Origin of the sequence: Frigoribacterium sp. PhB116, from assembly GCF_004364285.1 — a bacterium.
GTDB lineage: Bacteria > Actinomycetota > Actinomycetes > Actinomycetales > Microbacteriaceae > Frigoribacterium.
Genome location: NZ_SOBE01000001.1, coordinates 301,062 through 322,798, shown reverse-complemented (window position 1 = coordinate 322,798; position 21,737 = coordinate 301,062). Strand labels below are relative to the sequence as shown.

The following is a 21,737-nucleotide window of genomic DNA, read 5'->3' as shown; positions in this document are numbered from 1 at the left end:
GCCCGCCTCTTGCGGTCGTCCACAGGCGGGCCCGGCGTCGCGTCCGCCGGACCGGCCTGGGGAGGGACCACCGCTGCCGCACCTGGGCACCCTGGGGCGGGCGACGCGTCAGCGGGCCCGCTCGGCGGTCGCCGCCTCCGGTGCCGGCGCTCCGCCGGACAGGGCCCGCAGCGCACGGCGCAGCACGGTGCTGGACGTGCTCATCGTGTACGGGAAGTACACGACCTCGACCCCGACCTCGGCGAACTCGCGCTCGAGCCGGAGGCCCTTCTCGGTGCCGCGCCAGTCGTCGCCCTTGAAGAAGACGTCGAACCGCAGCTCGCGCCAGACGTCGAGCTTGTCGGGCACCGTCTCGGCGTAGGCCGTGTCGACCACGTCGATGTGGTCGACGATCTCGAGCCGCTCCGCCAGGGGCACGACGGGCGTGATGCCCTTCGTCAGGGCGAGCATCTCGTCGGACACGACCCCGGCGATCAGGTGGTCGCAGTGCTGGCGCGCGTGCCGCAGCAGGTTGAGGTGCCCGATGTGGAACAGGTCGAAGGCGCCGGCGGCGTAGCCGACCCGACCGGCGCCTCCGGGGCGGGTGGTCAGGGGATCGAGCAGGTCGGTGGACGAGGTCACGGGGTCACGCTCCGGGGACGAGGGGCCGACTCGGCGAGCACGACCAGGGTGAAGAAGGCCACGAAGGCGCTGCTGGAGTCGACCAGCCCGCTCTCGACGACGCTCCTGATGACGATGAAGACGAAGGCGGGCAACACGGCGCCGAACCCGACGACGCGGAGGCTGGCGCGGCCGGCCGTGGCGAGGCCGACGACGACCCAGATCGCGAGCAGCCCCGCACCGACGACGCCGGCCTGCGCGAGCGCCGAGATCCAGCTGCTGTCGAGGACCTGCTCGGCCCAGTACTGACCGGCGACCGGGACCTGCTTGACGGTGAGGCCGGAGCCGATCCAGCGGGCCCAGGTGCCCGGGTCGGTCTGCAGCACCGTGTTCCAGGCGATGGTGCGCGAGTTGAGGGTCGCGATGCTCGCGGAGTCGCCCCCGCGCTCGATCACCCGGGCGAGGACGTCGGTGCTCGCGAGCAGCGCGACGGCGAGGGGCACGGCGACCGCGACGACGACCGCGACCGTGGGGCGGACACGGCGAGCCGCGACGACGGCCACGGCCACGGCCACGAGGACCGCGAGGAACGCGGCCCGCGAGCCCGTCGTGACGAAGAGGCCGGTCAGGACGACCAGCAGTGCGAGCGACCCGACGGTCGCCTCCTGGACCAGGAGGCGGTGGACCACGCCGATCAGCGGCAGGCCGAGCAGCAGCGCGATCTCGTTCGGGCTCAGGGCCGGCAGGGTCCCGGCGAGGCGCCCCCCGGCCAGGTAGATCTGCAGGCCCGAGAGCGCCGAGACGGCCCCGACGATGCCGAGGGCCAGCAGCAGCGACCGCACGACGACGCGCGGCTCGCTGCGGTGGACGACGGCGACGATCGTCGCCGCGACCATCAGCACGCGGACCACGAGCACGGTCGTCGACGTCGTCAGCCCGGCCGAGACGCCCCCGACGAAGGCGATCCCGAGGTAGGCGAGCAGGAACGCCACGGCGACGGGGCCCACGCGGTTCGCGAGGTGTCGGCCGTCGCGACCGGCGGGCGCGCCCGTGAGGGCGAGCACCAGCGCCACCGCGGCGAGGAACGCCTTGGCGGCGACGACCGGGTCGAGGCCGCCCTCGTAGATGACACCCGTGCGCCAGGGGACCACGGACGCCACGAGCACCGTCATGACGACCGCCGGACGGACCAGATGGCGCGCGGCCGGCAGGTCGTCGTGCAGCGCGGTCGCGCCTCGCCACGGCGTCGTGCGCGGCGAGGCCGCGGGCACGACGACGGGGCCGGAGGCGGTCCGCACGGGGGAGGACACGGTCACTCGCCGTCGGACGGACGCGCGTCGGAGCCGCCGGCGGCGGAGTCGCCGTCGCCGTCCACGGCGTCGTCCGGTCCACGGGCCGGTCCCGCAGGACGGCGAGGGACGATCCGGCCCTTGCCACGGGGCTTGCGCCCGGACTTCGAGGTCGGCGCCGCGGCGGGCGTCGTCGTCTCGTCGGTCGCGGCCTCTGCTTCGGCCTCGGCCTCGGCCTCGGCAGGCACAGTGGACTCGTCCGCGGGTGCGGCGGGAGCCACGACCGTCTCGGCGACCGGCGCCTCGGCGGCAGGGTCAGGCGTCGTGAACGGGTCGCGGACGAGGTCGGCGATGCTCGTCGAGCCCTCCGCCCGCGAGGGGGACCAGGCGGACGCCTCGGACGCCTCGGACGGCGAGGCCGTCCCGGACGGCACGACCGGAGCGGACGACACGGGCGCCGACGACCGCACGTGGGCGGCCGGCGCGTGGCCCGAGCCCGGGCGGTCGACACGGCGGAAGTCCTCGTCGCGCCAGGTGGCGCGCAGCAGCACGCGGCGCCAGCGGGGCACGCCCGCCAGCACGACGCCGATCGGCTCGACGTCGAGGCTCATCAGCTCCGCGGTCAGGCTGCGGAGCGACTCCAGGCGGGTCGCCCCGGCACGGACGACGAGCACCACCTCGTCCGACTCGGCCGTCACGGTCCGCAGGGCGAAGGGGTGCGAGTCCGAGGCCGACTGCACGACGGTCACGTCGTAGGTGCCGCGCAGGTCCGCGAAGAACCGCTCGACCCCCGACCGGACGAAGGACCGGGTGGAGGCGCCGACGACGTCGGGGACCGGCACGCGGTCGTAGCCGGCGAGGTCCGCCTCCGTCATCTCGGGGAGGGCGTCGTCGGGGACCGTCGAGGGCCGCGACACGGTGCGGGTGTCGAAGTCCGACTGCAGCAGGGCGCAGGTCGAGCCGAGCTCCACCACGGCCCGTGCGAGGCCGCCGTCGACGCCGGCCGCCTCCGACACCGTGTCGGTGCGGGCGAGCAGCAGCACGCGGGGCAGCTCGCCGCCGCGCAGGGCGCGGAGGTTCTGCACGGTCTCGCGGAGCGCCGTGCGGGTGGCCGCCGAGGCGCCGCGCCCGTCGGGGTCGTCCGAGCTGCGCACGACGGCCGGCAGCTGGCCGACCACCGGCAGGCCGGTCGCGCGACGGACGTCGTCGACCGTGCTGACGCGGGGGCGCGTCCGGGCGAGGACGATCGCGAGCGCGACCCCGATCCCGAGGCCGACCAGCAGGCCCAGCAGGCCGAGGACGACCGTGCTCGGACCCGTCGACGTCGTCGGCACCGGCGCCGGCGCGGTCAGGTCCAGGGAGATCGTCTGCCCGTCGGCACCGTCGGTGGACTCGATCTGGTCGACCGTGTCCGACAGGCGCCCCGCGACGGTGTCCGCGAGCTGGGCCGCGCCGGTGGCCGTGACGTCGGTGGCCGAGACGAGGAGCACCACCGTGTCGACGGGGTTCGTCACGGTCACGCGGTCGCCCAGGTCGGCGAGCGAGACGCCCTGGGCCTGGGCGACCGGCCCGAGCACCTGGGCGCTCGTGCCGAGCTGCGCGTACGACGAGACCTGGCGCAGGGCGAAGGCCGAGCGCTCGTCGAGGTTCGAGCCGGGTGCGTCGGCCCGGACGAAGACCGTGGCCTGGGCCGTGTAGGAGGCGGGGGCCAGCTGCGAGAGGCCGACCCCGGCGGCGAGGCCGAGGACGACGGCCACCACGACCACGACGAGGTGCTGGGCGACGTAGCGGAGGTAGTCCCCGAGGTCGAGGCGGTCGTCGACGACGACGGCGCGGGCGGTGCTGGTCATGAGGTCCTCATCGGATCGGTGCGGAGCTCGCGGAACCACTTGGGGAGGGCGAGCAGCAGGTAGGCGGCGTTGGCCGCGAAGAGCAGGAGGTAGGCCACGGTGAACGCGCCGGGCCAGGCGAGCAGGACGAAGACGAGGCACATGAGGCCGTAGTCGGTCGGGACGACCGCCAGCGAGTACAGGGCACCGGTCTGGCGGCGGACGAGCACGGGCGAGCCCGCGGCGACGGACTCGGCCCGGCGCAGCTGCTCGGTGAGGACGATCGCGAAGAAGGCGACCGTCGCGACGACCTGGTAGGCGAGCGGGAGCGCCAGGACCGCCTCCCGCCCCTCGGGTTCGCGGACCCACGACGCGAAGACCGCGAGGTGCAGCACCGCGATCTTCGTCGCGTCGATCACGTGGTCGAGCCACTCGCCGGCCGGGCTGCCGCCGCCGCGGAGACGGGCGAGCTGCCCGTCGGCCGAGTCGAGGGCGTAGCCGACGACGAGCAGCAGGGGCACGAGCACGGCGGGCAGCCAGCCGGCCGGCACCGTGGCCAGGACGGCGATGCCGGCGAAGGTGGCGAGGGCGCTGACCGCCGTCACCTGGTTCGGCGTCGCCCGCAGCACGTGCGCGGCGGCGGCGGCCCACCGGCCGAGGCGGCGGTTCACGAACCGCGAGTAGGCAGGTGCGCCGCTCGAGGACTTCTGCGCCGACGCCAGCGCGGCCAGTGCTGCACGGAACTCGTGCGGCACGGGCGTGCGCGACGGGGCCGAGGAGGCGGTGGTCGCCTCGGGACGCAGCGGCGTCCCCTCGAGCCGCGTCACGAGGCCACCGCCAGGTCCTGGCCGTGCTCGCGGTGCAGCTCACGAGAGACGACCGCACCGATGCGTCGGCGCATCTTCTCGGGCGTGTAGCGCTCCTGGTAGGCCGCCTGGGCACGACGGCCCGCGGCGGCGAGGGTGTCGACGTCGAGTCCGGCGAACAGGTCGGCGAGGGCGTCGACGTCGCGACGGTCGAAGAGCCAGCCCGTCTCGCCGTCGACGACGACCTCCTCCGGGCCCCCGCTGCGGCTGGCGACGACCGGACGGCCCTCGCTGAACGCCTCGAGGGCGACGAGGCCGAAGCCCTCGAGGGTGTCGGTGGGCAGCACGATCGCGTCCGCGTCGCGGACGTAGGGGGTGGCGTCCTCGACCTGGCCGACGACCGTCACGGTCTCGGGCCGGGACACGATGGCCTGCACCAGGGCCGGGACGTCGACGCCGGCCCCGACGGCGGGCGGGCCGCCGAGGACGACGAGCTGACCGGGGCAGCCCGCCGCGTTCCAGGCGGTCAGCAGGGTGCTGTGGCCCTTGTGGGAGTTCCAGCGGCTGGCCATCAGGTAGTGGGGGAGGCGGTGCTCCGGTGCCGCGACCAGGTCGGGCGACCGCCGCGGGACGCCGTTGTGCACGACGACGGCCCGGTCGTCGCCGTCCAGGCCGGAGCTGCCGAGGACCGAGCGGGACACGGCCACGAGGGCTGTGCAGGCACGGGCCAGGGGCCGGAGGCCCTTGCGGTCCGTGTCGCCCCACGGCTCCTGCAGGTGGCCGACGACGTGCTGCACGCCGGCCAGGCGCGCGAGGGGGGCGACGACGAGGCAGGCGCTCGTCGCGCAGTAGACGAGGTCGAAGTGCCGACCGGCGAGCCGCGCCGCGGTCCGGGCGGCGTCCCGCGCGAGGCGGGCGATGCCGACCGGGCCGAGGTGCGACCGTCGGAGGATCGGCAGCGCCGTGCGCTCGACGCGGGCGCCGAGCTCACGGAGCTGCGGCCCCAACGGGCCCACGGCCACGTCGGACGGGAGCCACACGGTCACGTCGAGGTCGTCGCGGGCGGCGAGCTCGCCGACGACCTCGAGCACGATGCGGTCCGAGCCGTACAGCTCGTCGGACGAGTGCACGACGAGGACCCTGCTGCGACGACCGCCCGGGAGGCGCGGGGGCGCCTCCGGGAGGTCGGCCGCGTCGAGCAGCCACTGCTCGGCCCGCCGGGCCCCGGGTGCAGCGTCCGCGTCGGCGGGCGCTGCCCCGGGCGCCCCCGCGCCCCGGCCGGTCGTTCTGGTGGTGTCGAGGGTCATGGGTCAGTTGCCTGCCTTCGTGATGGTCAGGTCGTCCCACGAGGAGACGACGGGTGCGTTGGTGGCGGAGGCCGACAGGTAGGAGTGGAAGCCCACCCGTCCCGCGGCCTGGAGGCCCGCCGTGGAGTCGGTCGCGGTCTTGGCCCACGCCGTCGGCTCGGTGCCGCCGGCGGCCCAGACCTTCGCCCGGACGGTCGTCGGCGACGTGCCGGTGACCTCGAGGGCGACGGCGATCTTCTGTCCGGCGACGTAGGTGAGGCCGGGCACGACGCTCTCGGTGCCGAGGACCGTCTGCGTGCCGTCCGCCGCCTGGCGGAACAGCGCGACGGCGACGGCGCCGTTGGCGCGGAACGTGACCTTGGCGCGGTAGTCGCCCTGGCCCGTCACGCCCCGGCCGATGACGGACGCGTAGACGCCCGCCCCGGTCGGCACCTTGTCGAGGGCCACGGTGACGCGGGTGGCCGCGTCGGTGGCCTGCACACCGTTCAGGTAGATCTGCGGCCCCGACCCGGCGGCCGCCATCTTGATCAGCCCGGCGCCCTGCGCGGTCGAGAACGACGAGACCGCGTTGGGGGTCGACCACGCGCCTCCGGTGTCCGCCGAGCCCCAGCCGCCCGTCGTCTGGCGCTCGAAGGCGTCGGCGGCGTAGGCGGTGGTGGCGGGCGGGGTCACGACCGGGGGAGTGACGACCACGGGGGCGGTGACGGTCACCGGCACCGTGGTGCTGGCCGTCGCCCCGTCGTCGTCGGTCACCGTGAGCACGACCTGGTACGTGCCCGCAGCCGCGTAGGCGTGCTGCACGGTCGCGCCGGTACCGACCTGGCCGTCCCCGAAGTCCCACGCCCAGGAGGCGACGGTCCCGTCGGTGTCGGACGAGGCGCTGCCGTCGAGCGAGGCGGCCAGGTCGACCGAGGTGCTCGTGGCCGACGCCGTGGGGGCGACGTTCGCCGGGGCCGGCGGCGGGGTGACGACCCCGGTGCCGGCGTCGTGGTGAGCCACCACCTGGGCTGCGGTCAGGGCCGTCGGGTAGACCGACACCTCGTCGATCGACCCGGCCACGTAGGAGCTCGAGGAGCCCCACGTGACGTCGCCGCCGACGTGCCAGCGACCGTTGTAGCCCTGCGCGCCGGTCTGCGGGTTGGTGCCCACGGCCACGCCGTCGACGTACAGGACCATGCCCGCGCTCGACTGGGTGGCGACGACCTGGTGCCAGGCACCGTCGTTGTAGGCGCGGTCGCTGGTGATCGTGTTCGCCTGGCCGGTCCAGGTGCCGAACACGAGGCGCCCGTCGTCCTGCAGGTAGACGTGGCGGTCGTAGTTGCCCGAGAGCCCCTGCGCGGAGTCGCCGTAGCCGATCAACTTGCCGCCGGACGTGGACGTCGTCGAGAACCAGAGCTCGGTGCTGTAGGTGCTGGGCGCCTGCGCGTCCTGCACCTGGACGACCTGGCCCTGCTGTCCGTCGAAGCCGAAGGCCGAGCCGGTGCTGCCGAGGGCGCCGGCGACGCCCTTGGTCACGCCGCCCGTGATCAGGCCGGGCGCGGGCGAGGCCGTCGTCGAACGGGCGGTGCTGCCCGAGCCGGTGTCGTCGAGGCGCCAGTACAGCGACGGCTCGTCGGTGGTCACGGCCTTGCCGTAGGCGTCGGTCGGCGCGGCAGGGACGGACGAGGTGCGACCGGACGCGACCCAGTGGCCGTCCACCTGCGCGGCGCTGAGGACGGTCGGGTAGACCGCCACGTCCGCGACGTCGCCCGTGAACCAGTCGCTGCCGGCGTTCGGCCAGCCGCCGTTCGAGTCGCCGCCCACGCGCCAGAAGCCCTTGTAGGCCTGGGCGCTGGTCACGTCGCCTCGCGAGGCGACCTTGACGCCGTCGATCGACAGGCTCATGCCCGACGAGCCGAGGCTCGCCGTGGCGAGGTGCCACGTCCCGTCGTTGAGACCGGGCGAGCTCGCGACCGTCGCCGTGCCTCCGGGGTAGACCCCGAACGTGACGCGTCCCTCGCCGTCCATGTAGACGTGCCGGTCGTAGCTCGACGAGTTGCCCGTCTGGCGGTCGCCGAAGCCGACGATCTTGCCGCCGGACGTGCTCGTGGTGCGGAACCACGACTCGACCGTGAAGGTCTGGGGTCCGTCGACCGGCGAGTTCGCCGAGGCCGTCGATCCCTGCTGCCCCTGGAACGAGGCGGCCGTCGTGCTGACCGGGCCGGTCGTGCCGCGCTGGACGGCGTCGGTCGCGGTGGCGTCCGAGAACCCGACGTGGTCGTAGACGGCCGTGCCGGAGGGCTCGCCGAACGTCCACAGGCTGGTGGCGCCGTCGGCAGCCACCGCCTTCTCGTACGGGTCGCCCGCCGACGAGGACACCGTGACGGCGTCGGAACGCGAGCCGGTGAAGGTGTTGCCCGCGGCGTCCGTCACCGACACGCGGTACGTGTGGCTGCTGCCGGGGGCGAGGCCGGCGTCGACGAAGCCGAGGGTCGGGAGGCGCCAGAAGCGCGAGTCCGCCACCTGGGTCGCGACGGGGGTCGTGCCCGAGTCACGGAACAGGCTGTAGGTCAGGCTGCCGTCGTCGTAGTCCCAGGTCGTGGGGAACGACACGCGGACGCTGCCCGACGCGAGCGAGAGGCCCGTGGGCTTCATCGGCGCGTACTGGGGAGCGACCTTGTTCGGCGCGGTGTCGCGCGTGGCGAACGTGGCGAGGCCCTGCTGCGCCTTGCCGTTCACCTGCGTGAACTCTCCGCCCATGACGAGGTACTTGGCGGTGCTCGACGAGGCGCCGAGCGACCAGCCGCCCTGGTACTGCTTCGTGTACGAGCCGGAGTTGACGAGCGGGTACCACGGCAGCTGGGTCGGGGTGGCCTGGCCGGAGTAGATGCTGCCGACGCTCGGACCTCCCTGGTCGGTGCCGGTCGCGACGGTCGTGTTGGCGGTCGCGCGCTTCCAGACGGACGGCGACTGCTCGGCGAAGGCGCCGACCGAGGTGCAGTCGTGCGAGTGCGAGACCGCGTAGGCGACCTGCCCGATGACGGCCGTGCCGTAGCTCGCGCCGTAGCAGTTGTCGAGCCAGACGAGGGCGCCGGTGTCGAAGCGAGCCGCGAAGCGCCCGTCGAACCAGTGGCCGCCCTCGCCGTTGCCCGTCGCGTAGATGACGCCGTCCACGACCGTCATGTCGGTCACCCAGGAGCGGTTGGATCCCTGCTGCGCCGAGACGGGCTTGGCCTCGAAGGGCTGGATCGCGCCGACCGAGCCGTCCACCGCGCCGATGCCGACGATCGGCTGGCCGCCGATGGTCTGGAACCGACCGCCGATGACGACGCGGCTGTCGTCGGGGGCCGCCACGACGGCCTGGGTGATGTTGTCCGTTCCGGGGTTCCACGCCGTGAGCGTGCCGGTCGCGGTCGTGAAGGCGGCCGCGTTGGCGCGGGCCTTCGAGCTCGCTGTGCCGAACGAGCCGACGACGTAGACGGTCGTGGCGGTCGGGGCGATGCCCCACACGGAGCCGGAGATGGAGGCCGAGAACGACGTCTTCAGGGCACCCGTCGAGACGGTGAAGGCCGCGATCTTGCTCTTGGCGACGCCGCCCACGGTCGAGAAGTCGCCGCCGACGTAGAGGGTCGCACCGTCGGGCGAGACCTCGACGGAACGGCCCTGCGCGCTGAGGTTCGGGTTCCAGGGCAGGATCGCGCCCGTGCGGACGTCGAACGCCATGGCGTTGTTGCGGGTGACCGAGTTCTGCCCCTCGGCGCTGCCCGAGGGCCGGGCGGCCGTGAAGGCGCCGACCGCGTAGGCCGTGGTGCCGACGACCGCCGTGCTCCAGACGACGCCGTTGATCTGCGGCGTCGGGAGGACGTCGGAGCTGACGGTGGCCGTGCTCGCGGCGGCGGCGCTGCCTGCCGGGGAGCTGCTGGTGTAGGCACCGGTGACGGTCATGCCGGGCGCGGCAGCCGTCGCCGCCGAGGCGGCCGTGGGCGCCCAGGCGAGGCCCCCGGCCACGAGGGCCGTCAGGGCGAGGACGCCGACGGCCGAGCGGGCCGTTCGACGAGGGGTGGGGGTCATGGTCGTGTCTCTCCGGTCAGGGTCTCGGGCGAGCAGTCTGCTCGTCCGCGGTCGGGTGCGGGTCGGGTCGTGAGGGCGAGGGGGCGGTCGATGGGGTCGGACGTAGGGGGAGGAGGTTCGAGGTCGTCGGGACGGGGGCGGCCCGGCACGGCGGCCGCGTCGCCGAGGCTGGTCACCACGCGCCGCACGAGCAGCCCGCCGAGCACGCTGCCGGCGCACAGCGCGAACGGCACCGCGGCCGGGGGAGCGCCGACGCCGAGGACGGCGACGGCGGCTGCGAGGGAGAAGAACGAGTCGGCGACGCGCACGGCGAGCACGCGGGCCTGACCGCCCCGGACGGCCGCGAGCGACCCGTACGGGGTGACGGCCGCGACGCTCACCGCGTACGCGGCCCACCCGGCGACCGCGAGGGTGTCGAGCGGCCGGCCCGCGACCAGCTCGCCTGCGACGGGCGCCAGCAGCACCGCGACGGCACCGACGGCGAGGGCGCCGACGAGGAGCCGCAGCACCGCCCGGTCGGCCCGATGCACGAGCGTCCGGGTCGGCACGGCGTGGGCCACGGCGAAGGTCGCGAACAGGTAGGTCGACAGGCCGCCGACGAGCAGCAGGACGGGCGCCACGAACACGCGGGCCGCTTCGAGGTCGCCCGTCGCGACCGTCCCGACGAACAGGACGACGAGGAGGCGCGTCACGGTCAGCAGGGACGGTCGCACGACGGCCTGGGCTGCGCGGAGCGACCCGTAGGCGGCGACGATCCGCACCCCGCTGTGGCCGGTCGCCCAGCTCGGCGAGGCCGTCGCCGCCCGGCGGGGGCCAGCGAGCGCGAGCGCGGTCACGAGGGCGACGGACTGCCCTGCGCCGAGCGCGGCGAGCGGCAGCAGCAGTCCCGTGGTGCCGCCGACGGCGAGCAGGCCGGCCGTGCCGAGCAGCGCGCCGAGGCCGGTGAGGTCGACGACGACGAGTCGCCAGAAGCGCAGCTGCGCCATCAGGAGGCGTCGCGCGACCTCCTCGGCGGCGAAGGCACCTGCGGCGAGGGCGAAGAGGGCGGCCTGGGCCGGCTCGAGCACGCCGGAGGCGCCGATCACGACGCCCGCGACCGCCGGGGCGGCGAGGCACCAGACGGCAGCCCAGGCCAGGAGCCCGCGGCGGACGTCCGCGGAGCCACGGTCGAGCACGGTCAGCGAGTCGCCGACGAAGCCGCTGGCGAGGGCGGCGAAGACGACGACGACGCCGTACAGCACGGCGTACACGCCCCAGTCCGACGGCGCGAGCAGGCGCACCGCGACGATCTGCCCCGCGAGGCCGAGCAGCGCCTGCGTGCCCTGGCCGCCCAGCGCGCCGAGCACGTCCGACCGGCGGCGCGGCCGAGGCCGTGCCGCCGGGGCCGCGCCCTCCCGGCGCACCCCGTCGTGCGTCGAGACGGTCATCGGGGGAGGCTCCCCGTGAAGGTGGCCGGCGCGTGGACGCCGTCCAGGTCGAGGTAGAGCGTGGCCTGGTCGCGGCGGTCTGCCGGGACGACGAAGGCGTACCGGGCGGTGACGTCGGCGCCCGCGGCGACGACGCTGTCGAGGTCGGCCACGTCGACGTCGTCGTAGAGCGGTGCGGAGGGGACCGCGTCGCTGCCCGCGCGCAGGCTCGGGACGACCGACGTGAGGTCGACGTCCGCGTCGGTGCCGTTGTGCACCGTGACGGCGAAGACCACGTAGGGGGCCCCTGTGACCACGCCGGCGCCGGTCGCGGTCACCGTGCCCTGGTCGACCGCCTCCGTGGTGACGGTCAGGCCGTCCGGGTAGTCGACGGAGTCGGCGAACGGGACCACGTCGGCCTGCACGCGGTCGTCGGGCGCCGCGGCACCGTCGCGCTCGACGGCCGGGGCACCGGTCTCGGTCGTGACGTACGCAGGGGCGTCGATCCCTCCTCCGCTGGCCGTCGCCTCGTTCGACCCGGTCGTGACGACGACGGCCACCACGACGGCTGCGGCCAGCACGACCACGCCGGCTCCGGACAGGAGCAGGGTGCGGCGGCGCATCAGTAGGCCCCGTCGTGACGGAGGAGCACGCGGACCGTGCGCCACATGATCACGAGGTCGGCGGTGAGCGACCAGTTCTCGACGTAGTACAGGTCGAGGCGGACGCTGTCCTCCCAGCTGAGGTCGCTGCGGCCGTTGATCTGCCACATGCCGGTCAGGCCGGGCTTGATGTAGAGCCGGCGGTGCACGTGTCGCTCGTAGTCGGCGACCTCGCGGGGGAGGGGCGGCCGGGGGCCGACGACGCTCATGTCGCCGCGGACGATGTTCCAGAGCTGGGGCAGCTCGTCGAGCGACCACTTCCGCAGCAGGCGTCCGACGCGGGTCACACGGGGGTCGTGGCGCATCTTGAACAGCGGGCCCGCGCCCTCGTCCGCCGTGCCGAGCGAGCCGAGCAGCTGCTCGGCGTCGACGACCATCGACCGGAACTTCAGCATCTCGAAGGTGCGGCCGTCGCGGCCCACGCGGCGCTGTCGGAACAGCACCGGCCCGGCGCTGTCGAGCCGGACGACGAGGGCGAGGACCAGGAGGAGCGGCGCGAGCACCACGAGGGCGCCCCCGGCCAGGACGAGGTCGGACACCCGCTTCATCGCGTGGCGCGGCCCGTCGAACTCGGGCAGCTCGACGTGCATCAGGGGAAGTCCCTCGACGGGACGGAAGTGGATGCGGGGGCCCGCGACGTTGGTCAGCCGGGACGCGAGGACGAGCTCGGTGGCACGGCCCTCGAGGGACCAGCCGAGGTCGCGGAGCCAGTCGCGGCCCCGGCCCGCGTCGCCGGCGACGATCACGCTCTCGGCGCTGAGGCGCCAGACGGCACGCGGCACGTCGTCGAGGCCAGCGACGACGGGGACGACGCGGTCGCCGACGACGACGCCGGAGCCGTCACGGTCGCCGTCGGTCAGAGCTGCCCCGACGACGTCGTAGACGGCGCCGCTCGTCGCGTCGATGCGGTCGACGACGTAGGCGACGTCCTCCCGGCTGCCGACCACGACGGCGCGGGAGAGGAAGTGGCCGGCGCCGCGCTGGGCCTCCAGCCACCGGCGCATGCCCCACCGGCCGAGCACGAGGCCCGCGCCGCCCGCGGGCAGCGCGACGAGGAAGTACTCCTGGCCGCCGACGTGCCCGGCGACCGAGAACCCGACGGCGACGACGACGAAGGCGAGGACGCTGGCGCTGCCCACGCGCTTGTACTCGAGGACGCCGCTGCCGACGACGGCGAGGTCGCGGCTGCGGTAGAGGGCCAGGGCGGCGGTCCAGACGACCGCCACGACGAGAGGGAGCCAGAGCGCCTCGAGGACGCCGTCCACGACCGCCGAGGTCGAGCCGGCGCCCTGGTCCACCAGGTCGTCGAGCACGTCGACGACCGCGGCGGCGACCACGCTGGCGGCGACGACCGCCGTGTCGAGGACCCGGAGGCGGCGGCGGTAGCGCAGCGCCCACCGGGCGCCGGTGAGCGTCTCGGCGGCGGGCTCGGCGAGGGGGGCCGACGTCCGCGCGGGATGCGCCGACACGGCCGCAGGCTCGGTGGTGACGACGGAGGCAGGGGCGTCGGCCGAGGGCGCGAGCAGGTCGACGGGCTCGGCCGATCCGTCGAGGACGGGACGCACGGACGCGGAGGAGGAGGACCCGGCGGGGCGGCCGGAGGGCAGGAGGGTACGGAGGGACGACGGGCTGCTGGGCATGGGGGACTCGTGCTCGGGTAGGCGACGAATGACACCGGCGCCGATTCGGGCGGCGACGGGCAACGGAACAGCCGTCCGGTCGGGATTCGGGTCCGTCCGGACGACGGGGGTCGACGGCTCGTCTGCGGGCGGCCGCGGGTACGGCAGCAGGCGACGGACGTCGCTGGGCGCCGCCGACGACGGGTGATCGTCGGCAGGGCCCGTTCGGGTGGGTGGAGCGGTTCGGGTGGAGCAGTTCGGGTGTGGCTCTCCGGGGCGGTGGGTGCCGCTGCCGGTGACTCGACTCTAAGGTGGGGGACCCCCCGGGAGGGGACCCCCCGTTCGGGGGTTCCCCTGCCCCCCGCACGTGGGACACCGCGACGCGTCACCCCGGGCGAGTCGCACCCGGGTCACCGCCCGCCGGGCGACCGGGAGGCGCTCTCCCCGCCGCCCGCCGTGAGGCGCCCCGGCGTGGCGACCTCGCGTGACGACGAGCTATCACCTGGTCAAAGGCACATTCGGACTCAGTTCAGAGCCCATCGGCGCAAGTGCCGATCGACGACCGAACGACGACAGCTGTCGTTCAGACCGGGTGACGCACCCCCTCGTCCCGCACACGGGGGACGGCGAACGGCAGGTGTCGCCACCTGCCGTTCACCCTGCGTCTAGCCCGTGTTAATCACCCCGCGGGCGATGCCTCACGGGCGTGTCACGAAGCCCTTCTCGACCATCCAGTCGAAGGCGACGTCGGCGGGCTCCTCGCCCTCCACGTCGACGCGGCGGTTCAGGGTGCGGAGCTCGTCGTCCGTGAGCGCCGGCGAGATCTGCTCGTAGACCGCGGCGAGCTGAGGGTAGGTCGCCAGCACGTCGTCGGTCAGCACCGGGGCGACGTTGTAGGCGGGGAAGAACCCCTGGTCGTCCTCCAGCACGGTCAGGTCGAGGGAGTCGATGCGCCCGTCGGTCGTGAAGACCTCGCCGAAGTTGCACCGGCCGCGGTCGGTGGCCTCGTAGACGGTGCCCGTGTCGAGGATGCTCACGTTGCTCGTCGGCACCCCGTCCGCCGCGCCGAGCTCGAGGCCGTAGCGCTCGAGCATGGGGGCGAAGCCGTCCGCCCGCGAGTTGAACTCCGCCTCGACGCAGAACGTCCGCTGGTCGACGGGGAGGGCCGCGATCTGCGACAGCGTGGCGACGTCGCCCAGCTCGGCCACCGCCTCCGACCGGACCGCCATCGCGTAGGTGTTGTTGAGCGGTGCGGGCTCGAGCCAGACGAGGCCGTTGGCCTCGTCGGCGTCGCGCACGGCCTCGTACTGCTCCTGCTTGTCGGGGATGCCCGCCGCCTCTCCGAGGTAGGTGAGCCAGGCGGTGCCCGTGTACTCGTAGGTCATGTCGGCGCCGCCGTCCAGCATGAGCTGGCGGACGGCGACGCTGCCCGGCACGTTGGTCATGTCGGTGACCTCGAAGCCGGCGGCCTGGGCGGCGAGCACGGCGATCTTGCCGAGGATCAGCTGCTCCGTGAAGTTCTTGGCCGTGACCGTGATCGCGGCGTCGTCCGGGAGGTCGTCGATCGCCTCGATCGATCCGGGCGCCACGGCGGGCACGAAGGCGGTCGCGGGCTGCAGCCCGCAGCCCGTCAGGAGGGCCGCGGACGAGGCGGCGACCACTCCCAGCAGGGAGGCGCGGCGCAGCGCCCGCAGGCGGGGACGTCGGTCGTCGGTGGGGGTCATCGGAGGCCCTTCGGTCGGGCGACGTGCTCGACCACGCGGCCGAGCCAGTCGATGAGCAGCGCGAGGAGGGCGACGAGCAGGGCGCCCGAGACGAGCACCTTCGGCAGGAACAGGTTGACGCCGGTCGTGATGAGCAGCCCCAGACCGCCGGCGCCGATGAACGTCGCCAGGGCCGCCGAGCCCACGAGCAGCACGAGGGCGGTGCGGATGCCGGAGAGCATGACGGGCACGGCGAGCGGCAGCTCCACGCGGAACAGGACCGAGGCGGCGGACATCCCCATGCCCCGACCGGCCTCGACGAGGCGAGCGTCGACGCTCTGCAGGCCGACCATGGTGTTGCGCAGCACGGGCAGCGCCGCGTAGAGCACGAGGGCGATCACGGCGGTCCAGAACGAGAAGCCGAGCCACAGGGCCAGCAGCACGATCAGGCCGACGGCGGGGGCCGCCTGCCCGAAGTTCGCGAGCACGAGGACCGGCCCGGCTGCGCGCCGGAACGGGCGGCGGGTGAGGAGGACACCCAGGGGCACGGCCAGGACGAGCACGATGGCGGCCGACGCGAAGGTGAGCGCCAGGTGCTCGCCCGTGTAGGTGACCAGCGCGGACGGGTTGAGGGTCGTGCGCTCGGCGGTCGTCAGGTCGGCGGTCGAGAGCCAGACGCAGAACGCGGCGAACACCACGGCGACGGCGGCCGGCTGGACGACGAGGCCGAGCCACGACGGCCGGGCGCGCCGGGGGCGGCCGGCGGAGGAGGAGGCGGCGGGCACGTCCGCGACGGCGGTCACGGACGGTCCCCGGCCGGGCCCGCACCGTCGGCGACGCGGTCGCCCTCGGCCTCGGCGCCCTCGGCAGGGTCGCCCTCGGCGGCGAGCGGCGCGTCCCGCGGCTGCCCGACGACGGGCAAGGGGCCCGTGTTCGTGCCGACCGGGGCGCCCTCGAGCGCCACGGCCGCGGCCTTGCGTGCCCGCGTGATGGCCTCCATGACGACCTCGACCGTGATGACGCCGACGAAGGCGTCACGTCGACCGGTGACGAGCGCGGCGCCGGCGCTCGAGACGAGCATCGTGTCGAGGGCGTCGTTGAGGGTGGCGCCGCTGCCGATCACGGGCAGCTGGGGATCCGTCCCGTCGGGGATGACGTCGAGGCGCGAGAGCTGCCGCAGCGACGGCCAGCGGACGGGGCGGCCGCGGTCGTCGATGACGACGGCGTGCTCGTGCCCCGCGGCCTCGACGCGGGCGGCCACCTCGCGGCCGGACTCACCGGCCTTGGCGACCACCGCCTCCGCCAGGTCGACGTCGCGCACCCGGGTGAGCGTCAGCTGCTTGAGCCCCGCACCGGAGCCGATGAAGTTCTCGACGAACTCGTTCGCCGGCTCGGCGAGGATGCGCTCCGGGGTGTCGTACTGCACGATGTGCGCGCCCTCGGAGAACACCACGATCCAGTCGCCGAGCTTGACGGCCTCGTCGAAGTCGTGCGTGACGATGACGATCGTCTTCTGCAGCTCGTGCTGGATGTTGATCAGCTCGTCCTGCAGGCGCTGGCGCGTGATGGGGTCGACGGCGCCGAACGGCTCGTCCATGAGCAGCACGGGCGGGTCGGCGGCGAGGGCCCGAGCCACGCCGACGCGCTGCTGCTGGCCGCCCGACAGCTCCCGGGGGAAGCGGTCGCGGTAGGTCGCCGGGTCGAGCGAGACGAGCTCGAGCAGCTCGTCGACACGCGCCGTGATGCGGTCCTTGGACCAGCCGAGCATCTTGGGGACGATCGCGATGTTGGCCGCCACCGTCATGTGCGGGAACAACCCACCGGCCTGGATCACGTAGCCGATGCGGCGGCGCAGCTCGTCGCCGTCGATGTCGGTGACGTCGTCGTCGCCGAGCACGACCCGGCCCTCGGTGGGCTCGATCAGGCGGTTGATCATCTTGAGGGTGGTGGTCTTGCCGCAGCCGGAGGGGCCCACCAGCATGACGATCTTGCCCGCGGGGATCTCGAGGGTGATGCCGTCGACGGCGGGGGCGGCCTGTCCCGGGTAGCGCTTCGTGACCTGGTCGAGCAGGATGCTTCGGCCCGACGCCTCCGTCGCGGACGAGGAGGCGGTGGGGGAGTCAGTTCTGGACACGGATGCCTCTCGAGATGGTCAGGCGGCCGAGGCCGACGAGCAGGAGGTCGAGCACGAGGGCGAGGACGACGACGCCGACCACCCCGGTGACCACGGAGGCGAGCGCGTTCGCGCCGCCGGCTCGGGACAGGCCCGAGAAGATGAAGCCGCCGAGGCCGGGCCCCAGCGAGTAGGCGGCGACGGCGGCGATGCCCATCACCATCTGCGCGCTGACCCGCACGCCGGTGAGGATGACCGGCCAGGCCAGCGGCAGCTGGACCTGCACGAGGGTGCGGAGGCTCCCCATCCCGATGCCCCGCGCGGACTCGACCAGAGCCGGGTCGACCTGGGTCAGGCCCACCACGGCGTTCCGCAGCACGGGCAGGGTCGCGAAGAAGGTGACGACGACGACCGCGGGCACGACCCCGAAGCCGAGCGGCACGATGAGGAGACCGACGACGGCGAAGGAGGGGAGGGTCAGGCCGATGGCCGAGACGCCGTTCGCCACCGCGGTGAGGGCGGGCACCCGATACACGAGCGCGGCCAGGACGACAGCGATCACCACCGCGAGCACGAGGCACTGGACCACCAAGGAGAAGTGCTGCCACGAGGCGAACCAGATCTGGTCCCACCGCCCCGTCACGTAGTCCCACGCCATCTGATCCCCGTTCCTCGTCACTCGCTCATCGACCCGTCCGCACGAACGCCCGGCCTGGACCGGGCGTTCGGCGTCCACCATAACGAGGACACGCCGGGTCCTGTCCAGGCGACAGGTGTCGTTCGGGTCGCTCGGGCACGCTCGTCGTTACCTGCGCGCGGGCACGGAATCCCCGGTCAGGCGGCGGGTGGGCCCCCGATGAGCAGCGGAGTGTAACGATCGTGAGCAGAACGCAGGAGGCGCGGTGCAGGACCTGCCTGCACCGCGCCTCCTGCGGACTCCCCGTCAGGCCGAGGCCACCCTCGCGGAGGCCTTGTGGCGGGCTCCGTGGTGCTCGTCCGGCAGCCGGTCGCCGCGGCCGAAGAGCTTCTGGCGGAGGGTGCCCGGCTCGTACTCGGTCGGGTACACGCCGCGAGCCTGGAGCACCGGGACGACGTGCTCGACGATGTCCTCGAAGGTGCCGGGGGTGATGGCGTAGGCGAGGTTGAACCCGTCGACGTCCGTCTCGGCGACCCACTCCTGCAGCTGGTCGGCGATCTGCTCGCCCGACCCGACGATGCGGGGGCCGAGCCCGCCGATGCCCGCCGCCTCGGCGATGTCGCGGATCGTCCACTCCTTGCCGGTGTCGCCGGCCTGCGCCTGGAAGTTGGCCAGCGCCGACTGGATCGCGTTGCTCTCCACGTCGCCCACCGGGTCGTCGAGCGAGTACGTCGACAGGTCGACGCCCATCCAGCCCGACATCAGGGTCAGCGCGCCCTCGTGCGACGCGTAGCGCTGGTACTCCGCGTGCTTCGCCTCGGCGGCCTCGGGCGTCGCGTCGGTGATGATCGTCAGCAGCGTGTAGATGCGGGCGGAGTACCGGTCGCGGCCCGCCTCCTCGAGGGCGTCGCGCAGCTTCGTGACGGTCGCGGCCAGGCGCTCCTTCGTGGGGGCGGCGACGAAGATCGACTCGGCGTTGCCGGCGGCGAAGCGGATGCCGCGCGGCGAGGCACCCGCCTGGTAGATCACCGGCGTCCGCTGCGGGCTCGGCTCGGAGACGTGGATGCCGGGCACCTTGTACCAGGTGCCCTCGTGCCCGATCTCGTGCACCTTCGTCGGGTCGGTGAAGACCCCGGTCTCGCGGTCCCGGACGACGGCGTCGTCCTCCCACGAGCCCTCCCACAGCTTGTAGAGGACCTCGAGGTACTCGTCGGCCTGGTCGTAGCGGTCGTCGTGGTCGAGCTGGTCGTCGGCGCCCATGTTGCGGGCGGCGCTGGGCAGGTAGCCGGTGACGACGTTCCAGCCCACGCGGCCGTCGGTGAGGTGGTCGAGCGTCGACATGCGCCGCGCGAACGGCACGGGGTGCTCGTAGGCGGTGCCGGCCGTGATGCCGAAGCCGAGGTGCTCGGTCGCCGCCGCCATGGCCGAGACGAGCAGGATCGGGTCGCCCACCGGCGTCTGCGTGCCGTTGCGGAGCGCGGCGTCGTGGTTGCCGCCGTACACGTCGTAGGTGCCGAGGACGTCCGCGATGAAGAGGCCGTCGAAGCGACCGGCCTCGAGGAGGCGTGCGAGGGAGGTCCAGTAGCTCAGCTTCGTGTAGTCGGGCGAGCGGTCGTCGGGGTGCCGCCAGAGACCGGGGGACTGGTGCCCCACGCAGTTCATGTCGAAGGCGTTGAACCGGATGCGTCGAGTCATCGGGCCATCGTCGTCGTGCACCGTCGCGGCCGCCACGGGCCTGCAACACGGCGTCACACGCGACGCCTAGTCTTGGTCGGTGACCCGCCCTGCCCCGACCCGCCGAGACTCGCCCCGCCCTCCTCGTGCACGGCTCGGACGGGACGTCGTCGTCCTGGGCGTCATCGCCTTCTTCGTCATGGTCGGCTTCGGGGTCGTCGTGCCCGTGCTGCCCGTCTACGCGGCGAGCTTCGGCGTCGGCTACGTCGCCGTCGGCGCGGTCCTCTCGGCCTTCGCCTTGATGCGCCTCGTGGCGAGCCCGTTCGTCGGCCGGATGATCGACGTCGCGGGCGAGCGCGTCGTCCTGTCGGTGGGCATCGGCATCGTGGCCGTGTCGAGCGGCCTCGCAGGCCTCGCGCACGACTACGTGCAGCTGCTGCTGCTCCGCGGGGTCGGCGGCATCGGCTCCGCGATGTTCACGATCTCGGCGATGACGCTGCTGCTCGCCTCGACGACCCCCGACCGCCGCGCCCGGTCGATCGGCTTCTACCAGGGCGGGTTCCTCGTCGGGGGCATGGCCGGGCCGGCGCTCGGCGGCCTCCTCGCGACGGTCTCGCTCACTGCGCCCTTCTTCTTCTACGCAGGCACACTCGCGGTCGCGGGCGTCGTCGGCATCCTGCTGCTCAGCCCCCCGCGTCGAGGCGACGCGGCGGCCGCCGCCGCGGCCGCCGAGCCCGCGCGCCCTCTCGCCGACGTGCTCCGCGACGTGCGGTTCCGGGCGGCGTGCGTGGCGAGCTTCGCGCAGGGCTGGTCGTCCCTCGGGGTCCGCAGCGCGCTGGTGCCGGTGCTGGTCGTCGAGGTGCTGCTCCAGCCCACCTCGTGGACGGGCGTCCTCTTCGCCGTCGCCGCCGTGGCGCAGACGCTCGCGCTCGCGCCGGCGTCCCGCTTCGTCGACACCGTGGGTCGGCGACCCGCCGTGATCGGCTCGTTCGCGGTGGCCGCTGTCTCGCTCGCTGCCGTCCCCTTGGCCCCCGGACTCGTGACCCTCGGCGCGCTGCTGGCCGTCTACGGCGTCGCGACGGCGTTCATGGGCACGGCTCCGGCAGCCCTCGTCGGCGACGCAGCGGGGGCGCGGGGCGGTCGCCCGGTGGCGATCTTCTCGATGTGCTCGGACGTCGGGGCGATCGCCGGCCCCCTCGTCGCGGGGCTGCTCGTCGACGTCGCCTCGTTCGAGGTGGCCTTCGGCACGGCGGCGGCGCTGCTCGCGGTCAGTGCGATCGTCGCGATCCGGCTGCCGCGCGGCATCCCCGTGCCGCAGCCCTAGCGGGAGCCCGCGGTAGATCAGCTGGCTGGCTCGTCAGCTCCGGCCGCCGAGCCCGAACACCGTCGACCGGCTCACCTCGGGGAGTGACCGGTGGGCAGCGAGCGCATCGCCGAGCCGTAGCTCGGCGCAGGCCACCTCGTGCCCGATCTCGCGCAGTGCGAACGGCTTGGGCTGTCCGACCCGATCTGTGTCGCGGACGCAGTCCAGAAGCGCGTTCTCGTTTCACGGTCGCCTACCGGGGCAGTCAGAAACGACCGGTTTCGGGCAACCTGGTTTGCGGTGAGCGCTGCTTCGCTGCCTCAGATCAGCGATGAGGCCGACCATCACAAGTGACCGTGGTGTCGTGGTCTCCGTCTCGCGCCTCATCGAGGAAGCTCGGCGAGGCGACAACGGCCGGCACGATCGACACCTCGACCGATGTGGCCTCCTCGATAGTCTCCTGATCTGCGCAGATTGCTACGACGTCCCATTCGGGACTCCCGAAAGCGATCTGGGTGTAGGTCGGGTCTGTCCCGACGAGCACAGACACGTCCTGAACAACGACCGTCGTGTCGGGGCGGAGTCTCGTCGTCACCGAGTCGAACGTGAGGCCGACGTAGCTGGTCAGGGGTACGCCAGTGGGAGTTCGTGTCGGCTCTCGGCTTGCCGTAGTCGAGCAACCGCTGGTGACCGCGAGGAGCGCGATGACCAACGGTGCCAGGGTGGTTCGGAACACGTC

The 21,737-nt window shown here is 73.9% G+C and carries 16 protein-coding genes; 1 reads left to right on the top strand and 15 read right to left on the bottom strand.

Annotation, left to right across the window (positions count from 1 at the left end; genetic code table 11):
- Nucleotides 1-108: 108 nt before the first annotated feature.
- From EDF20_RS01440 to EDF20_RS01375, 14 genes are all read right to left on the bottom strand, one after another.
- Nucleotides 109-621 carry an adenylyltransferase/cytidyltransferase family protein gene (locus EDF20_RS01440; protein ID WP_233568936.1) on the bottom strand — a complete coding sequence of 171 codons (513 nt, stop codon included), beginning with the start codon at nt 619-621 and terminating at the stop codon, nt 109-111.
- Nucleotides 618-1,916 carry a hypothetical protein gene (locus EDF20_RS01435; RefSeq protein WP_133737507.1) on the bottom strand — a complete coding sequence of 433 codons (1,299 nt, stop codon included), beginning with the start codon at nt 1,914-1,916 and terminating at the stop codon, nt 618-620. Before EDF20_RS01435 ends, EDF20_RS01440 begins: the two co-directional genes overlap by 4 nt.
- Complete coding sequence (locus EDF20_RS01430; protein ID WP_133737506.1) at nt 1,913-3,739, bottom strand: Wzz/FepE/Etk N-terminal domain-containing protein; 1,827 nt, start codon at nt 3,737-3,739, stop codon at nt 1,913-1,915. Before EDF20_RS01430 ends, EDF20_RS01435 begins: the two co-directional genes overlap by 4 nt.
- Nucleotides 3,736-4,545 carry a CDP-alcohol phosphatidyltransferase family protein gene (locus EDF20_RS01425; RefSeq protein WP_243833331.1) on the bottom strand — a complete coding sequence of 270 codons (810 nt, stop codon included), beginning with the start codon at nt 4,543-4,545 and terminating at the stop codon, nt 3,736-3,738. The genes EDF20_RS01430 and EDF20_RS01425 overlap by 4 nt, the downstream gene beginning before the upstream one ends.
- A complete protein-coding gene (locus tag EDF20_RS01420) occupies nt 4,542-5,831 on the bottom strand; it encodes a glycosyltransferase family 4 protein (RefSeq protein WP_133737505.1) in 1,290 nt (429 codons plus the stop codon). The genes EDF20_RS01425 and EDF20_RS01420 overlap by 4 nt, the downstream gene beginning before the upstream one ends.
- A gap of 3 nt (nt 5,832-5,834) precedes the next feature.
- Entirely contained in the window at nt 5,835-9,881 is a 4,047-nt protein-coding gene (locus EDF20_RS01415) for a LamG-like jellyroll fold domain-containing protein (protein ID WP_133737504.1), read from the bottom strand.
- Nucleotides 9,878-11,308, bottom strand: coding sequence for a hypothetical protein (locus tag EDF20_RS01410; protein ID WP_133737503.1), 1,431 nt, complete (start codon nt 11,306-11,308; stop codon nt 9,878-9,880). The genes EDF20_RS01415 and EDF20_RS01410 overlap by 4 nt, the downstream gene beginning before the upstream one ends.
- Nucleotides 11,305-11,910: a hypothetical protein gene (locus tag EDF20_RS01405; RefSeq protein ID WP_123545740.1), complete on the bottom strand. Its 606-nt coding sequence runs from the start codon at nt 11,908-11,910 to the stop codon at nt 11,305-11,307. Before EDF20_RS01405 ends, EDF20_RS01410 begins: the two co-directional genes overlap by 4 nt.
- The gene (locus EDF20_RS01400) at nt 11,910-13,589 is read right to left on the bottom strand and encodes a sugar transferase (RefSeq protein ID WP_133737502.1); all 1,680 of its coding nucleotides are present in this window, start codon (nt 13,587-13,589) and stop codon (nt 11,910-11,912) included. The genes EDF20_RS01405 and EDF20_RS01400 overlap by 1 nt, the downstream gene beginning before the upstream one ends.
- A gap of 677 nt (nt 13,590-14,266) precedes the next feature.
- Nucleotides 14,267-15,292: a glycine betaine ABC transporter substrate-binding protein gene (locus EDF20_RS01395; protein ID WP_123545738.1), complete on the bottom strand. Its 1,026-nt coding sequence runs from the start codon at nt 15,290-15,292 to the stop codon at nt 14,267-14,269.
- Complete coding sequence (locus EDF20_RS01390; RefSeq protein WP_199732368.1) at nt 15,289-15,966, bottom strand: ABC transporter permease; 678 nt, start codon at nt 15,964-15,966, stop codon at nt 15,289-15,291. Before EDF20_RS01390 ends, EDF20_RS01395 begins: the two co-directional genes overlap by 4 nt.
- A 104-nt stretch (nt 15,967-16,070) precedes the next feature.
- Entirely contained in the window at nt 16,071-17,405 is a 1,335-nt protein-coding gene (locus tag EDF20_RS01385; protein ID WP_133737501.1) for an ABC transporter ATP-binding protein, read from the bottom strand.
- A complete protein-coding gene (locus EDF20_RS01380; RefSeq protein ID WP_123545732.1) occupies nt 17,392-18,042 on the bottom strand; it encodes an ABC transporter permease subunit in 651 nt (216 codons plus the stop codon). Before EDF20_RS01380 ends, EDF20_RS01385 begins: the two co-directional genes overlap by 14 nt.
- 285 nt (nt 18,043-18,327) lie before the next feature.
- Nucleotides 18,328-19,716: an LLM class flavin-dependent oxidoreductase gene (locus tag EDF20_RS01375; protein ID WP_133737500.1), complete on the bottom strand. Its 1,389-nt coding sequence runs from the start codon at nt 19,714-19,716 to the stop codon at nt 18,328-18,330.
- A gap of 79 nt (nt 19,717-19,795) precedes the next feature.
- Here EDF20_RS01375 and EDF20_RS01370 point away from each other — a divergent pair, with 79 nt between their 5' ends.
- Entirely contained in the window at nt 19,796-21,019 is a 1,224-nt protein-coding gene (locus EDF20_RS01370; protein WP_243833330.1) for an MFS transporter, read from the top strand.
- 304 nt (nt 21,020-21,323) lie between these two features.
- Here the strand turns inward: EDF20_RS01370 and EDF20_RS01365 are convergent, their stop codons facing one another.
- Nucleotides 21,324-21,734, bottom strand: coding sequence for a hypothetical protein (locus EDF20_RS01365; RefSeq protein WP_133737499.1), 411 nt, complete (start codon nt 21,732-21,734; stop codon nt 21,324-21,326).
- Between the last annotated feature and the right edge of the window lie 3 nt (nt 21,735-21,737).

Coding starts and splice junctions, on each gene's coding strand:
- EDF20_RS01375 (WP_133737500.1), bottom strand. CDS start 19,716: ATGACTCGACGCATCCGGTTCAACGCCTTCGACATGAACTGCGTGGGG.
- EDF20_RS01380 (WP_123545732.1), bottom strand. CDS start 18,042: ATGGCGTGGGACTACGTGACGGGGCGGTGGGACCAGATCTGGTTCGCC.
- EDF20_RS01400 (WP_133737502.1), bottom strand. CDS start 13,589: ATGCCCAGCAGCCCGTCGTCCCTCCGTACCCTCCTGCCCTCCGGCCGC.
- EDF20_RS01430 (WP_133737506.1), bottom strand. CDS start 3,739: ATGACCAGCACCGCCCGCGCCGTCGTCGTCGACGACCGCCTCGACCTC.
- EDF20_RS01395 (WP_123545738.1), bottom strand. CDS start 15,292: ATGACCCCCACCGACGACCGACGTCCCCGCCTGCGGGCGCTGCGCCGC.
- EDF20_RS01405 (WP_123545740.1), bottom strand. CDS start 11,910: ATGCGCCGCCGCACCCTGCTCCTGTCCGGAGCCGGCGTGGTCGTGCTG.
- EDF20_RS01415 (WP_133737504.1), bottom strand. CDS start 9,881: ATGACCCCCACCCCTCGTCGAACGGCCCGCTCGGCCGTCGGCGTCCTC.
- EDF20_RS01420 (WP_133737505.1), bottom strand. CDS start 5,831: ATGACCCTCGACACCACCAGAACGACCGGCCGGGGCGCGGGGGCGCCC.
- EDF20_RS01410 (WP_133737503.1), bottom strand. CDS start 11,308: ATGACCGTCTCGACGCACGACGGGGTGCGCCGGGAGGGCGCGGCCCCG.